The organism is Crossiella sp. NPDC003009 (genome assembly GCF_053591555.1).
The window spans coordinates 156,676-171,751 of sequence record NZ_JBSFUA010000005.1 but is presented as its reverse complement, the minus strand read 5'-3'; the positions used below and the strand labels follow the sequence as shown (position 1 = coordinate 171,751).

The 15,076-nt window shown below is 71.9% G+C and carries 11 protein-coding genes; 3 read left to right on the top strand and 8 right to left on the bottom strand.

The window, feature by feature from the left end; genetic code table 11:
- Positions 1 to 6 precede the first annotated feature (6 nt).
- The 6 genes from ACWDY5_RS08405 to ACWDY5_RS08380 form a co-directional block, all read right to left on the bottom strand.
- Complete coding sequence (locus ACWDY5_RS08405) at positions 7 to 1,716, bottom strand: acyl-CoA dehydrogenase (RefSeq protein ID WP_449721714.1); 1,710 nt, start codon at positions 1,714 to 1,716, stop codon at positions 7 to 9.
- A gap of 66 nt (positions 1,717 to 1,782) precedes the next feature.
- Positions 1,783 to 4,023, bottom strand: coding sequence for a HelD family protein (locus ACWDY5_RS08400; protein WP_449721713.1), 2,241 nt, complete (start codon positions 4,021 to 4,023; stop codon positions 1,783 to 1,785).
- 180 nt (positions 4,024 to 4,203) lie between these two features.
- Positions 4,204 to 6,093: a M48 family metalloprotease gene (locus ACWDY5_RS08395; protein ID WP_449721595.1), complete on the bottom strand. Its 1,890-nt coding sequence runs from the start codon at positions 6,091 to 6,093 to the stop codon at positions 4,204 to 4,206.
- On the bottom strand, positions 6,090 to 6,728 hold the full coding sequence (locus ACWDY5_RS08390) for an RNA polymerase sigma factor (RefSeq protein WP_449721594.1): 639 nt from the start codon (positions 6,726 to 6,728) through the stop codon (positions 6,090 to 6,092). Before ACWDY5_RS08390 ends, ACWDY5_RS08395 begins: the two co-directional genes overlap by 4 nt.
- Positions 6,729 to 6,859: 131 nt before the next feature.
- Entirely contained in the window at positions 6,860 to 7,600 is a 741-nt protein-coding gene (locus ACWDY5_RS08385) for an SDR family NAD(P)-dependent oxidoreductase (RefSeq protein ID WP_449721593.1), read from the bottom strand.
- A gap of 63 nt (positions 7,601 to 7,663) precedes the next feature.
- Positions 7,664 to 8,647: a sigma-70 family RNA polymerase sigma factor gene (locus ACWDY5_RS08380; protein WP_449721592.1), complete on the bottom strand. Its 984-nt coding sequence runs from the start codon at positions 8,645 to 8,647 to the stop codon at positions 7,664 to 7,666.
- Between the two features lie 177 nt (positions 8,648 to 8,824).
- Between ACWDY5_RS08380 and ACWDY5_RS08375 the strand changes: the two genes are divergently transcribed.
- Together ACWDY5_RS08375 and ACWDY5_RS08370 are read left to right on the top strand one after the other, a co-directional pair.
- Positions 8,825 to 9,226 (top strand): DoxX family protein, encoded by a 402-nt coding sequence (locus ACWDY5_RS08375; RefSeq protein ID WP_449721591.1) that lies wholly within the window; start codon positions 8,825 to 8,827, stop codon positions 9,224 to 9,226.
- A gap of 62 nt (positions 9,227 to 9,288) precedes the next feature.
- Positions 9,289 to 9,690 carry a VOC family protein gene (locus ACWDY5_RS08370; protein WP_252482828.1) on the top strand — a complete coding sequence of 134 codons (402 nt, stop codon included), beginning with the start codon at positions 9,289 to 9,291 and terminating at the stop codon, positions 9,688 to 9,690.
- 201 nt (positions 9,691 to 9,891) lie between these two features.
- Here the strand turns inward: ACWDY5_RS08370 and ACWDY5_RS08365 are convergent, their stop codons facing one another.
- On the bottom strand, positions 9,892 to 11,175 hold the full coding sequence (locus ACWDY5_RS08365) for a nitric oxide synthase oxygenase (RefSeq protein ID WP_449721590.1): 1,284 nt from the start codon (positions 11,173 to 11,175) through the stop codon (positions 9,892 to 9,894).
- A gap of 131 nt (positions 11,176 to 11,306) precedes the next feature.
- Between ACWDY5_RS08365 and ACWDY5_RS08360 the strand changes: the two genes are divergently transcribed.
- Complete coding sequence (locus ACWDY5_RS08360) at positions 11,307 to 12,992, top strand: hypothetical protein (protein ID WP_449721589.1); 1,686 nt, start codon at positions 11,307 to 11,309, stop codon at positions 12,990 to 12,992.
- A 480-nt stretch (positions 12,993 to 13,472) separates the two neighbouring features.
- On the opposite strand, the gene ACWDY5_RS08355 is transcribed toward ACWDY5_RS08360, so the two are convergent.
- Positions 13,473 to 15,071: an MFS transporter gene (locus ACWDY5_RS08355; protein ID WP_449721588.1), complete on the bottom strand. Its 1,599-nt coding sequence runs from the start codon at positions 15,069 to 15,071 to the stop codon at positions 13,473 to 13,475.
- Between the last annotated feature and the right edge of the window lie 5 nt (positions 15,072 to 15,076).

Sequence of the window (15,076 nt, the reverse complement as noted above, 5' to 3'; positions counted from 1 at the left end):
GCCGTCTCAGGGGCGCATCTCGTAGCGGCCGGACAGCGCGGCCACCTCGGTCCACACCCGCTCGAACCGGTCGGCGTCCACCACCGGGCCGCGCACCGAGCCCAGTGCCCACGCCCGCTGCGCCTCGGTCGCGGAAGCCTTGCCGTGCAAGGCGACCGCGTAGGCGGAGAAGTCGCGGACCAGCACGTCGAAGACCTGATCCAGCAGGTCCGGGGTGGCCCCGGTCAGCTCGGCCTGTTCCAGGATCAGCTGGCCGTAGACGACCAGGGTGAACAGCTGGCCCAGGTTGAGCAGGAAGTCCAGGTCCCGCTGCTGCGCCTCATCGGGCGCGGCGGTGCTCAGCAGGGTCTTGAGGCCGTCGGCCTGCTCCAGGAAGCGGGTCACGTTGGGGACCTGGGCGAAGCGCTCGTACACCGCGCGCCAGTCCGGGAACCGGATCTTGCCCAGGCCGCGGGCCGGGCCCTGACGGAAGAAGAACTCGTCGTCGGAGGCGTCGTGCCGGGTGGGCACCGCCTCGAACTCGGCCGGGTTGAACAGGTAGTTCGGCATGAACTTCAGCACCAGGGCCAGGTTGACGTGCACCGTGCCCTCCAGCTTGGGCAGGGCGCGGATGTGCGCGGTGGCCTGGTTGAAGTAGGTGTTCTTCTCAAAACCCTTGGCCGCGATGACATCCCACAGCAGGTCGATCACCTGCTCGCCCTCGGAGGTCACCTTCATCTTGGTGATCGGGTTGAACAGCAGGTAGCGCCGGTCCTCAGCGGTGGCGGAGCGGAAGTAGTCCACCGAACGGTCGGCGAACAGCTTCATCGCGGCCAGCCGGGCGTAGGCGTCCACGAAGTTCTGCCGCACGTGCGGGAACTCGGTGACCCGCTTGCCGTAGAGGATCCGGTTGTGCGCGTGCGTGATCGCCTCGTAGAAGGAGTGCTCGGCGATGCCGATCGAGGCCGTGCACAGGTTGAACTTGCCGACGTTGACCGTGTTCAGCGCCGCGGAGAAAGCGTCCGGTCCGGTGTGCAGGATGTCCTGCTCCCGCACCGGATAGTCCTGAAGGCGGAACTCCGAGACGAACATCTGCGAGTCGACCACGTTCTGCACCAACGAGAACCGCTCGTGCTGGGAGTCCACGGCGAAGAAGACGTAGCCCTCCGGACCGTCCACATCGCAGCGCCGGCCGAACACCGAGACGATCCCGGCCACGTTGCCGTTGCCGATGTAGTACTTGTCCCCGGTCGCGGTGAACCCGCCGTCGCCGGCCGGGGTGAGCACCATGTCGGTGGAGTAGACGTCCGCGCCGTGTTCCTTCTCCGACAGGCCGAAGGCGAACACCGCGCCGCGCTCCAGCAGTTCGGCCGCCCGCCGCCGCGCCTGCGCGTTCTCGCTCATCCAGATCGGGCCCAGGCCGAGCACGCTGACCTGCCAGGTGTACCAGTAGGGCAGGCCGTAGAAGCCGAGGATCTCGCTCAGCGCGGCGTTGCGGGCGGCGTCCCAGCGCTTGTCCGGGTCGCCGCCCGCCTCGGCCGCGGGGGTGTTGAAGGTCGCGAACAGCTTCTCCCGCTGCACGAAGTCCAGGAACTCCGCGTACCAGACCCGGTCCAGCGCGTCGGCGAGCAACCGGCGCTTGCCGCGGGACTCGAACCACTCGATCGTGGCCCGCAGCAGGCGCCGGGACTCGGCGTCCAGGTGCGTCGGGTCGTAGCTGTCGGGGTTGAACAGCACCTCGTTGCCCACCGTTGCGGTCCCTTCGTCCTGGAGAAGATCCCCGGTAGGCTACCAGTCGGTAACTTAGCTCGCGGTGACCTGTGTCAGGCCCCTCAGCGCGGGCGGCAGCTCCCCGGTGTGCACCACGCCGAGCCGCTGGGTCGCCCTGGTCAGCGCCACGTACAGGTCGTTGGCGCCGCGCGGGGACTCGGCCAGGATCTCCGCCGGGTCCACCACCAGCACCGCGTCGAACTCCAGCCCCTTGGCCTGCCGGGTGCTCATCAGCACCACCTGGTTCTCCAGCTCGGGGCTCTCCCCGACCGCGGCGGTGGGCACCGCCTCCAGGACCGCCTCGCCCAGCTCGGCGACCTCGGCGGCGGGCACGATCACCCCGATCCGGCCCTCGCCGACCTCGGCCAGCTCCGCCTGCACCAGCTCGGCCAGCCGCTTGCCCAGCTCACCGCGGTCGACCTGGCGGCTCCACGGGGCGTGCCCGCTGTCCCGGACCGAGCTGGGCGGGGTGAGCCCGGCGGGCAGCTCGGCCAGCACCTCGGCGGCCACGTCCATGATCTCGCGCGGGGTGCGGTAGTTGACGGTCAGCTGGGTGAGCTTCCAGCGCTCCTTGACGTACGGCCCGAGCACTTCCTGCCAGGAGTTCGCCCCGGCCAGGTCGCCGGTCTGGGCGATGTCGCCGACCAGGGTCATCGACCGGCTGGGGCTGCGCCGCATGAGCAGCCGCCAGGCCATCGGCGAGAGCTCCTGGGCCTCGTCCACGATGACGTGCCCGAAGGTCCAGGTGCGGTCGGTGGCGGCCCGCTCGGCGGCGGTGCGGGTGTCCACCTCGTCGTAGCGGTCGGCGAGCTGTTCGGCGCTGAGCAGGTTGTAGCCCATCAGCATCTCGGGGTCGGCCGCGTCGTCGAGGTCGAGGATGTCCAGCACGCCCTGGGCGTAGGCGCGGCGCTGTTCCTGGCGCCTGCGCTCGGCGGCCTTCTCCGCGCGGTCGTCCACGCCGAGCAGCTCCATCGCCTCGTCCAGCAGCGGCACGTCCGCCGGGGTCCACGGCGCGTCCGGCTCGCGCAGCAGCAGCTTCCGCTCGGCCTCGGTGAGCTTGGGCGCGGCGCGTTCCAGGCGGTCGGGGTCGCTGAAGAGGTCGCGCAGCAGCTGTTCGGGGGTGAGCACCGGCCACAGCTGGTCCATGGCCGCGCGCACCTCTTCTTCGGCGCGCAGCTCGGCCCGGATGTCGGCCAGGTCGCCGGAGTCCAGGAACTCCCGGCCGAGCTTGCCGGCCACCTTGCTGGTCAGCCGTTCCAGCAGCTCGCGTTCGACCAGCGGGCGGGCCAGGTTGTGCAGTCGCCGGGAGCGGCGGCCGCGGCCGACGATGCCCCGGCACTCCGAGGGCTTGAGCACCAGCGGCTGCCGCTCGAACATGATCTCGATCGGCTCCTCCGGGGCTTCCTGGCGGTCCCGGACCGCGGCCTTGAGCACGTCCAGGAAACCCAGGCCGCCCTTGATCGCGGCGGCCTCGGGGGACTCCTGGCCGGTGGCGACCACGCCCGGGTACAGCTCGCCGAGGGTGGCCATCAGCACGCTGGTCTCGCCGAGGGAGGGCAGCACCTCGCCGATGTAGTGCAGGAAGGTCTGGTTGGGGCCGACGATGAGCACACCGCGGCGGGTGAGCATGTCGCGGTGGGTGTAGAGCAGGTAGGCGGCGCGGTGCAGCGCGACCGCGGTCTTGCCGGTGCCGGGCCCGCCCTGCACCACCAGCACGCCGGAGAGCTCAGCCCGGATGATCCGGTCCTGTTCGGCCTGGATGGTCTGGACGATGTCCTTCATCCGCCCGGTGCGGCTGGCGTTGAGCGCGGCCAGCAGCACGGTCTCGCCGGTGAGGCCGTCGCCGTGCCGGGACTGGCGGCCCTTGGCCTCGGCGGTGATGTCGAGGACCTCGTCGTCGATGTCGACGACCTTGCGCATCCTGGTCTTGATGTGCCGCCGCCGGTGCACATCGAGGGGGTTGGCGCCGGTGGCCAGGTAGAACGGGCGGGCCGCGGGGGCGCGCCAGTCCATCAGCAGCGGCTCGTATTCGTTGTCCTCGTCGAAGATGCCGATCAGGCCGATGTGCCTGGCCTCGCCGTTGTCGAAGTCCAGCCTGCCGAAGCACAGCCCGGCCTCCACCGCGCTGTACTGGGCGAGCTGCCGGTTGTAGTGCGCGGCCGAGACATCGCGCTCGGTGCCCGCGGACAGGTTGCCACCGGGGGCCTCTCGCAGGGTCTTGGTCAGTTCGTTCTTCGCGCGGGCGCGCAGCCCGTCCAGCCGCCCGTACAGCATGGAGACGTGCTCCTGCTCGCGATCCAGCTCCGCCGTCCGCAAATCCTCGTCGGTTGACAAGCGGGCGTCCCCTCTACTAAACTCGTGCCAGACACGTTTTCTTGTGTCAATTTCTTATGCGCTCAGGGCTAGCAAATATAGCTGGTCCTGTTGTCTCGCGCCAACGCCCAGCTCAGACTTTCAGCGACCGGTGCGTCGTGGTGTGACCGGCCGCAGGTCGCTGGGGTTGATCCGGATCGTGGGCATGACGATGGTCGGCAGCCGGTAGCTGGGCAGCCCCGGGTAGACCGGGGTGTAGATCGGGGTCCGGTTGAGGAACGGGTTGTAGGTCAGGCCCGGCGGCCGCACCGGCTTGGGCTCCTCCTTGAACACGAACAGCGCCAGCAGCACCGCGGCGCCGACGATCCCGGCGCTCCACAGGCTCAGGTTGCGGGTCCGCTTGCCGGCCGCCCTGATCTCCGGGTCGGCGATGCCCAGCCGCAGCTCCGTGGTCCCGCCGACCGGCTTGGCGGCCGGGTGGGGTGTGCGGCTGTCCACGCCGAGCGCGGCCAGGTGCAGGCGCAGCCGGGCCACCTCGCGCGGGTGGTCCATGGCCCGCTGCACCAGGTCGGTGAGCTCGAAGCCCGGGTCGCCGACGATGAGCTTGGGCGTGCCGGTCCAGGGCGCGGTCCAGCTGGCCGCGCCCGCCCCGACCAGTGCCGCGCCGAGCAGGCTGACCAGCGCCGCGCGCAGCAGGTCGGGTCCGCGCTCGGCCTCCACTCCGGCTCGCGTGGCAACCCGTTCGGCCAGGTCCTGGGTCTGACCGGCCTCCAGGAGGTCCAGGGCGGTGTCGATGCTCAGCTCCGCGGGTTCGCGCCGGGGACCGCTGAGCTCGGCCACGGCCGGGCGCAGCCAGGCGAGGTGCCGGTCCACGTGGCTGCCCGAGGCCAGCCGCACCCATTCCCGCCACGGCATCGGCTTGACGTCCTGCGCGCGCATCGCCGCGGCGACCCGGCGCGCGGCCACCCCGGGGTCCGCGCCGAGCAGGTTCAGCCCCGGCCGCGGCTCGCGGGGCGCGTTGGCGTGTGACGGCAGGGTGGCCAGGTAGTCCAGGCGCTGCGCCAGCGGCGGGTGGGTGTCCAGGATGGTGCGCGCGGTCTCCGGCGGCGCGTTGCGGTGCTGGGCCAGCACATCGCGGTAGTCGGGGTCGTTGAGCATGGCCTCGAACGCGCTGAACGGGTCGTCCGGCACCGCTCCCGCGGCGGCCAGGGGATCGAGGAAGCGGGTGCGGAAGTCGGTCCAGGCGGCCATCAGCACCAGGGTGGAGCGCAGCGCCTCGCCGGTGACCTCGGGCCCGGCGACGGCGGCGGCGGCCCGGTCGGCCTCGATCTCCTGGCGGCGCAGCACGGCGAAGGCGATCCGCGCGTAGCACCAAGCGTAGGCGCGGATGGCGAAGATGATCAGGCTGGCGTACATGCGGGCCAGCGCGTTGAGGGAGACCGCGCGGCTCATCTCCTCCTGCGCGGTGTCCAGGGCGAGCGCGCCGCGGTAGACCACCGCGCCGAACCGGTTGTGCCGGCCCGCGAAGTGGCCGAGCTCGTGGCAGAGCACGGCTTTCAGCTCTTCCAGGGGCAGCCCGGTGAGCAGCGGCAACCCGAGGTAGAGGCGGCGTTCGCCGACGAGCAGGCCGAGCATCCGGGTGTCCTCGGTGACCGCGGCGTTGGCCTCGGCGGTCAGCCGGATCTCATCCGGCACCGGCGCCCCGGCCCGCTCGGCCAGCTCCTCCACCGTCCGCCACAGCACCGGGGCCTGGGCGCGGGTGAGCAGCACCGAGCCCTGCTCGAGGTGGCCGGTGGAGCTGGTGGCCAGCACGCCGCGGATCACGCCCAGCAGCACCGGGACCCCGCCCGCGGCGACCAGCACGGGCAGGTGGTAGTTGATGCTGGTGTTGGTGGCCAGGGTCATGTTGTGCAGGCTGAGCACGACCAGGCCGAGGTAGCCGAGCACCAGGCAGGCGGCGAGCACGTAGAACCCGGCGAGCAGCCCGACGGCGAGCAGCCCGCGCACGGTCGCCAGCACCCGGGAGATCACGGCAGCCCCAGCCGCCCGGCGACCCGCGCCAGGGCCTCGGCGTCCTCCTCGACCCCGGCCCGCAGCACGCTCTCGGTGCGCCGCAAGGCTTCCGTGACCACGTCATCGGCAGGCTGGTCGGGCAGGGCGACCCGGCGGACCCGCCCGGTCAGCGCCTCCCGGTCGCGCACCCCGGTGAGCCCGAGCAGGTTGTCCAGCAGCACCTTGGCCTTGCCGATCATCGCGGTCACCGCCCCTTCGCCGGTGCCGAGCTCGGCCGCGATCTGGGCCGCGGTGCGGCCTTCCACCCAGTGCAGGTAGGCCACCACCCGTTGCTTGCGCGGCAACCGGGCCAGCCCGTCCAGGACCAGGCGGACCTGGGCGGCCTCCTCGGTGGAGCAGCGCGCGGGCAGCGCGACCACCAGTTCCAGGGGCCGGTGCCGCCGCCACCGCCGGGCCGCCGCCCACAGCCGCCGCTTGACCACCCGGTACACCCATTCCTCCGGCCCCCGGTGCGCCAGCTCGGGCCACTGCCGCATCGCCTCGGCGTAGGCCTCCTGGACCGCGTCCTCGGCGTCCTGGCGGTTGTCGGTGAGCATGAGGGCGCGCGCGAGCATGCCTGGGCAGGTCTGGGCGAAGAAGACCGGGAACTCCACCGATCCATGGGATCACGGGCGCGCGGTAAATACCGTCCGCCAGATGACGTAGGCGAGGCCGGTCAGGTCACGGTCTGATTCCGTTGCCGGGCCAGGAGAAAAGCCCCCTGGCGCGGCGACGGCCGTTCGGGCTAGGCGGTGAACCCGCCGTCGGCGTTGACGGTGGACCCGGTGACGTACTGGGCCGCCGGGGTGGCCAGGAACGCCACCACCGCGGCGATCTCCGCCGGGGTGGCGAAGCGCCCCAGCGCGGTGAAGGCGTTGATGGCCTCGACAAAACCGGGGTCGGTCGGGGCCGCGTCGGTCTGCGTCGGGCCGGGGCTGACCAGGTTCACCGTGATGCCGCGCGGACCCAGCTCCCTGGCCAGCGCCTTGGTCAGGCCGGTCATCGCGCTCTTGCTCATCGAGTACAGCGCGAAGCCGGGGAAGACGGCCCGGTCGGCCACGTTGCTGCCGATGGTGATGATCCGCCCGCCTTCGCCCAGGTGCGGGGCGGCGGCCTGGGCGGCCAGCAGCGGGCCGCGCACGTTGACCGCCAGGGTCCGGTTCACCGCTTCCGCGCTGAGCTCTGCCAGGGGCGCGAACTCGAACGCGGCGGCGTTGTTGACCAGGATGTCCAGCCCGCCGAAGGTTTCCACCGTCGCCGCCACGGCGCTGGTGACCGCCACCGGGTCGGCGCTGTCCGCCTGCACGGCCAGGCCACGCCCGCCGCGATCTTTGATCTCGTCCACGACCTTGGCCGCGGCCTCGGCGTTGGTGTTGTACGTGATGGCCACGTCCGCGCCGCGTTCGGCGAGGGCGCGGGCGATGGCGGCGCCGATGCCCCGGCTGCCGCCGGTGACCAGGGCGGTCCGGCTGGTGAGTTCGTTCATGACTCGTAGCCTGCTGGACCGGGCCGCCCTGATCTGGCGGTCATCGGACGCGGAGCTGTTGCCCTACACCGGAATCTGGGCGGGCAGTCCGAACTTCTCGAACAGCGACAGGTCGAAGAAGCTGGAGACGTGGGTGATCCCGTTGGGCCCCAAGGTGAGCACCGGCAGGTTGAACGGCTTGTAGACCTCGCCCTCGCGCATGTAGAGGCCGAAGGCGGGCTGGCCGTTGGCGCTGACCGGGATCAGCTTCATGTCGCCGGGACCCTCGGCCGGGCAGGCGGTGTCGATGAGCCTGCCGATGTTGGCCGCGCCCTGGTACCAGCCGGTGAACGGCGGCATCTCCCACACCGCGTCGGCGGTGAACAGGGACACGATCTCGTTGATGTCCTTGGCCTCGAAGGCCCGCACGTACCGCTCCAGCAGCTCCCGCTGGTCCGCCTTGAGGGGTTCGGCGACCGCGTCCTGCTTCGGGCGCACCGAGTCCAGCTGGGCGCGGGCGCGTTGCAGGGTGCTGTTCACCGCGGCCACCGAGATGTCCACCGCCTCGGCGACCTCGGCGGCCTTCCACTGCAACACATCCCGCAGGATCAGCACCGCGCGCTGCCGCGGCGGCAGGTGCTGCAGCGCGGCCACGAAGGCCAGCCGGATGCTCTCCCGGTCGGTGACGATGGTCGCCGGGTCCCCGGAGTCCAGGCCGACCGCGCTGTCCGGGATCGGTTCCAGCCACGGCACTTCCGCCTGCTCCACCAACGGGTCCTCGGCCTGCGAGCCGGGCTGGCCCAGCCCGGTCGGCAGCGGCCGCTTGGCCCGGCTCTCCAGGGCGGTCAGGCAGGTGTTGGTGGCGATCCGGTGCAGCCAGGTGCGCAGCGAGGACTGGCCCTCGAACTTCTCGTAGGCCCGCCAGGCGCGCAGGTAGGTCTCCTGCACCAGGTCCTCGGCGTCGTGCACCGAGCCGAGCATCCGGTAGCAGTGCGCGAGCAGCTCCCGCCGGTACTGGTTGGCCTGCCCGAGGAACTCGTCCTCAAGCGGCTTCTCCGTGGAGACCACGACCGTTGTTCCTCTCCCCAGTTGGTGCGCGACAAGGCGGCCCCAGTCTGCTTCATGGCCTCTGACCTGTACAGACACCCCCGTCAGAAAAAAGTTCGGCGGGCGCCGATGAGTTTGCGCAGCGGCCCCGGTCAGTACGGGTGAGACCACAGCGAGGAACGAACTGGGGAGCCAGAGATGACCACCATCGCCAGCACCGCCGCCGTCACCGCCAAGCCCGCCTCCCGCGCCGGGAACATCGCGCTCTGGGTGCTCCAGGGCCTGCTCGCCGCCTTCTTCCTGGTTGCCGCCGCGATCCCGAAGCTGGTCGGCGAGGCCACCGCGGTCGGCATCTTCGAGACCCTCGGCGGCGACTGGTTCCGCCTGTTCATCGGCATCGTCGAGCTGGCCGGGGCGATCGGCCTGGTCATCCCGCGACTGGCCGCCGCGGCCGGGCTGGGCCTGGTGCTGCTGATGGCCGGCGCGACCTACTACCAGGTGGTTGTCTTCGGCACCCCGGTCTTCGCCATCACCACGGTCACCCTCGGCGTGCTCGCCGGGGTCATCGCCTGGGCGCGCCGCCCGCGCCGTTCCGCTTGATTTGTCAGACCTTTCGCGCAGAATCCACCACGCCCACCCCGAGACATCAGGAGAATCCCGTCATGCGCATGATCTTCATCAACCTGCCGGTCAAGGACGTCGCCGCCGCCCGCGACTTCTACACCAAGCTCGGGTTCACCGCGAACGAGCAGTTCAGCGACGAGAACACGGCCTGCATGAACATCGAGGAGAACATCTCGGTGATGCTGCTGGGCGAGGCCAAGTTCAAGGAGTTCATCAACGGCGAGATCAGCGACCCGAACACCACCGAGGTGCTCAACGCGCTGTCCGCGGACAGCCGCGAGGAGGTCGAGCAGTTCGTCTCCACCGCGCTGGCCAACGGGGGTTCGGAGTGGAAGCCGTTCCAGGACCTCGGTTTCATGTACGGCGGCAGCTTCCGCGACCTGGACGGCCACGTCTGGGAGCTCGCCTACATGGACATGTCCGCCCTGCCGCAGGACTGAACCACCCGGCTGACCCGACGGCCGCCCGCACACCCCAGGTGAGCGGGCGGCCGTCGAGGTGTCAGCGCAGCGGACCCTAACCCGCCACCCGCGCCGGGGACAACGCGCGGTGATCGGGTGACCACTGTCCGTATCAGTCGATCTTCGCCATTCGGCCGCCCGCGCGGAGCCGGGCGGGGCAGTCCGGGCCGCCGAACGGGCTCAGCCGCCGACCGCGACCTTGCCGCGCAGCCAACTCCACACATCCGGAGCAGTACCCGCGGTATGCGGCCTGCTCGCGAAGTGCTCGGGGCTGCCGAGCTGCCCGCGCCGGGCGGCTTCTTCGTCCAGGGTGAACTCCGGGCGCAGGTGCTCGGTGTCGTAGTAGCGGTGGAACACCGGGGTGAGCGAGCCGGACATCGGGGGGACGATCCAGCTCCAGTCCGCGGGGCAGGTACGACCAGCCTTCTCCTCCTTGGCCACGTGCGCCAGGAAGCGCTGGGACTCGGTGTGGTGGTCGCTGATGGCGACCCCGGCGACCTGGTAGGAGTGCAGCACCGCCCGGTTGATCTCCACCAGCGCCCGGTCCCGCCACAGCGTGGCCTCCGAGCTGGTGTCCAGGCCCATCCGCTCGGCGATCTCGGGCAGCGCGTCGTAACGGCCGGTGTCGCCGAGGTTGCGCGCGCCGATCTCGGTGCCCATGTACCAGCCGTTGAACGGGGCAGCGGGGTAGCAGACGCCGCCGATGGACAGCGTCATGTTGCTGATCGCCGGGACCGCGTGCCAGCGCAGGCCCAGCTCGCCGAACCAGGGCAGGTCCGGGTGGGTCAGCGGCACCTCCTCGCGCACATCCGCCGGCAGGTCGAACAGCCGGGGCCCTTCCGCGGCGGTCTCCACCACCAGCGGCAGCAGGTCGAACGGGCCGCGCGGCAGTGGCCGCTGCCAGCCCATCCGGTCCACCTGGGCGGTGAACCCGGTGTAGCGGGGGTCGCCGAGCACGGTGCCGTCGCCGACCGGGTAGCCGGCGTAGCGCAGCAGCTGCTCGTTCCAGATCCGCGGCGCGGGGCGGCCGGGCAGGTCGGGGGCGAAGATGGTGATGGCCGGGCGGAGCCGTCCGCCGTTGTAGGCCAGGCGCAGGTGCTCGAAGCACTGCGCGGCGACCTCCTCGGCCCGGTGCACCGCGCGCAGGTCCCGGACCTTCATGCTGCGCCAGTACAGGCGGCCGATGCAGCGGGCGCTGTTGCGCCAGGCCACCCGCGCGCCGAAGGCCAGCTCCGCGCTGGTGTGCTGATAGCCGCCGGTCATCTCGATCTCCGCGCGCACCCACTGGATCCGGGTCCGCACGTCCCCGGCGTCGGGGTGCTCGGCGTGGAAGAGCTCCAGGAACTCCACGGCCTGCTCCGGGTCCACGCTGGGCGCGGCCGGGGCCGCGGGCGCCTCGGCGGCCAGCTGCGGGGGACGCGACCAGGGCGCGCCGGGACCGGGGGAACTGGCGGAGGAGAACATCGCCGCCAAACCTAGCCGCCGCCACTCACTCCTTCGGGGAGCGGGGTCGCGGAGTCGGGCAGCGGCAGTTCTGCGGCGATGAACGGTGCGTGACGGTTGCGCGCCTGGCACCGGTGTGTCATGCAGGTCCGGTGAGCGATGACACTCCGCCCGGGGGCAGCAACAACGACCTGAGCGGCTCGGTGGGCGGCGATGCCTGGCAGATCAGGGACGTGCACGGCGACATCCACCTCGGCCCCGGCCCCGCCCCCCTCCGCACCCCGCGCCAGCTGCCCGGCATTCCCGGCCACCTGGTCGGCCGGGACCGCGAACTGGCCACCCTGACCGCGTTGCGCGCCGACGGAGCCCGGGTCGCGGTGGTCTCCGGCGTGCAGGACGCCCCCGGCCTCGGCCGCTCCGCACTGGCCCTGCACTGGGCGCACCAGTCCGCCGCCGACTTCCCGGACGGCTGCCTCTACGCCGACCTGCGCGGCTCGGTCGACGCGCTGCCGGTCCGCCCGGACCACGTGGTGCACCGCTTCCTGGAGGCCTTCGGCGTCGACCGCATCCCCGCCGACCCCGACTCCCGCCTGGGCCTCTACCGCGAGCTGCTGGCCAACCGGCGCATCCTGGTGGTCCTCGACGACGCCAGGGACGCCGACCAGGTCCGCCCCCTGCTGCCCACCGGCGCCGCCGCCTTCGCCGTGGTCACCACCCGCCGCGCGCTACCCGCCCTGTACGCCACCCACGGCGCCCGCCCCCTCGTCCTCGACGTGCTCACCCCACAAGCCGCCCGCGACCTGCTGACCCCCTACCTGGGTACCGCCCGCTTAGCCACCGAACCCGTCGACGACCTCACCCTGCTCTGCGGCCGCCTCCCCGCCGCCCTGCACCTGCTCGGCCCCTACACCGCCACCATGCCGGTGGCCACCCTCACCGCGGGACTGCGGGAACGCCTCGGCCTGGCCCAGATCCCCGACCTGGCAGGCAAACTCGCCGCCGTCCAGGCCTGGCAACACGAACTGTCCACTCCGGACAGTCAACCCCGGTTTTCCTTGCCCAAGGCGCACAACCCGGCCCTGCTCCCCATCGCCGCCGCCGCGGTCGCGGTCACCACCATCGGGAACTGGACCGACACCCTCGGCACCGCCACCCTGGTCGCGGTCCTCTACCTGGCGGCCAGGTTCACCCTGATGTTCCTCGGCCTCACCTGGCTACGACACCCCAACGACCGCGCCCACCTGGGCCTCGGCCTGCTCGCCGGCAGCACCCTGGGCTCTGCCGCCGATGCCCTGACCTCCATCCACGCTCGCGGCGACATCCTGGCCTGGCTCCAGTTCCTGGCCGTGGCAGCCCTCATCGCCCTCCTCCTGCTCCGCCTGACCCCCTTCCCGAAACCCGTCCGCCCCACCCTCATCCCACCCACCCGCGGCCCCGCCTACGGCGTCCTCACCGCCCTGGCCGTCCAGTTCATCCTGCTGTTCGTCGCCATCCCCAACGGCTACTCCACCGCCAGCCTCACCACCCGCGCCGGCGCCCTGGGCGCCCTGCTCCCCTGGGCGGCCCTCGGCGCGCTGTGCCTCCTGGTCACCCTGACCAACCTCCCCAACCCCCGCCTCCGCGCCTTCACCCCCGCAGCCCTGCTCGCCCACACCGTGCCGGAACTCTTCCTGTACCTGGGCTCCATGCTGATGGGCGACAACTTCACCTACGTCGGCAGCTCAGTAGCCGTCATCGGACCCAGCCCAGTCCTGTACACCCTCCTCCAAACGGCCGCCCTGGCTGCTCTGGTTGGCTGCACCTTGGCTATGCTCAGAACACCGGCTCGATCCCGCTGAATCGGGTTTCCGCTGGTCAGCGTGCCGGTGGATTTGCTCGCGGTCACTCGAAAGGGTGGTTGGAGGGGGTTCGCGGCTCGCAAGGTCAAGACGGGAAGCAACCTTTTTGGCCGGAAAAGCGTTCCGCAGAGAAAGCGGAGGCGCGGCGGGGGAACAGCGGCCCGGCAGCCAAGCGCTCGGGCAGCCCGGGGCATGAGAACAGCCCCGGCCCGGGGTCCGGGTCCGGGAAGCCGAGGTGCAGGGTCCGGGCAAGGCCGGGCCAGGCCAGGCCGAGTCGCGGTCGCGGCCTCGGCGCGGGGAATCGCGGCCCGAGGGTGAGCGGGCAGCGCCTGGGAGCCTGGGCGAGTGGGCTGCGCTTGGGCCAGGGCGAGTGGGCGGCGGTGAGTGGGCGGCGTTGGCGGGGGGAGCGAGCGCCCGCGCGCAGCGCCCCGGCTGGCCGAAGCTCGGCCGCGGCTGCCGGGGTCGCGTGATCGCGGCGGGTCAGCTCGCGGGGCGTGAATTCTCCGCCGCCGAGGTGGCTGGTTTCTCGGCGGCTGTCGTGGCGTCCGGGCTGCGCGTGGACTCGGTGCGCGGAGCCGTCCCGGCGCTGGCGGCGGTCCCGGGGCTCGTCGCGGTTCCAGGGCTGATGGCGGCCTCGGCGCTGGTGCCGTTTGCGGAGCTGGTCGCGGTCTCGGCGCTGGAGCCATTCGTGGGGCTGGGCGCGGTCGCAGGATTGGTCGCGGTCTCGGGGCTGGTCGCGGGCGCCGGGCTGGTTGCGGGCGCGGGGCTGGTTGCGGTTTCGGCGGTGGTGGTGGCTTGGCGGCGGGCGGCTTCGCGGAGGACGTGTTCGTCGGTGCGGGCGTCGTAGCGGCGGAAGGCGGGCAGGGCGGCGGCCAGGGCGGTGACCGCGGCGGTGCAGGCCAGGCCGCCGCTGATGATGGCGGTGGGGACGCCGGTCCACTGGGCCATCAGGCCGGCTCGGGCGTTGCCGAGCATGGGGCCCGCGGAGTACGACAGGAGCTCGATGCCGGCCAGGCGGCCGCGGAGCTCGTCGGGGATGGACTGGTTCCAGATCACCGCGCGGAACAGGCCGCTGATCATGTCGGCGACGCCTGCCAGGGCCAGGCAGAGCAGGACCAGCCACAGGCTGGTGGTCAGGCCGGCCACGGCCATGGCGGCGCCCCAGCCCGCGGCGGCGATGATCACGGCCAGGCCGTGCCGGTGGACTCGCTGGGTCCAGCCGGAGGTGAGGGCGGCGAGCAGGGCGCCGACCGCGCCGGCGGAGTACATCAGGCCCAGCGCCCAGGGGGCTTGCAGGCGGTCGGCCAGGAACGGGAACAGGGCCTGGGGCATGGCCATCGCCATCGCGACGATGTCGACCAGGTAGGTGCCCGCGAGGTCGGGGCGGGTGGCGGCGTAGCGGATGCCGGTGACGATGCTGCGCAGGCCCGCGGCCTCCGCCTTCTCCGCCGGCGGGGCGGGGCGCATGCGCAGGAGCAGCAGCAGGGACAGCGAGAAGGTGAGCAGGTCCAGGAAGTAGGCCCACTGGAAACCGGCGAACTGGACCAGCAACCCGCCGAAGGCCGGGCCGGCGATCGCGCCGAAGTTCCAGCGCAGCGAGTTCAGCGCGCCGGCCGAGGCCATCATCGAATGCGGCAGGTAGCGCGGCACCAGGCCGTCCAGGCTGGGGCGTTGCAGGGCGTCGAGGGAGGCCACGCCCGCGGCGACCAGGTACAGCACCCAGGGCTGCGGGTTGGGCAGCATCGCGTTGAGCAGCAGGACGCCGGTGCACACCATCAGGCCGGCCTCGCACCACACCACCATCTTGCGGCGGTCCAGCGCGTCGGCAAGGGCGCCGCCGTAGAGGCCGCACAGGATCATCGGGACGAACTGCGCGAGGGCGACCAGGCCCACCGCGGCCGGGGAGCCGGTCAGCTCCTTCATCTGGATGGGGACCGCGACGAAGGTGACGTAGCTGCCGAACATGGTGATCGCGCCCGAGAACGTCAGATAGCGGTAGTCCCTCGACACGCGCAGCGGTGAGAAGTCCATGCGCAGTGCGGCGATGCGGGCGCGCCAGCTGGTGGTGGGTTCGGACACGAGCG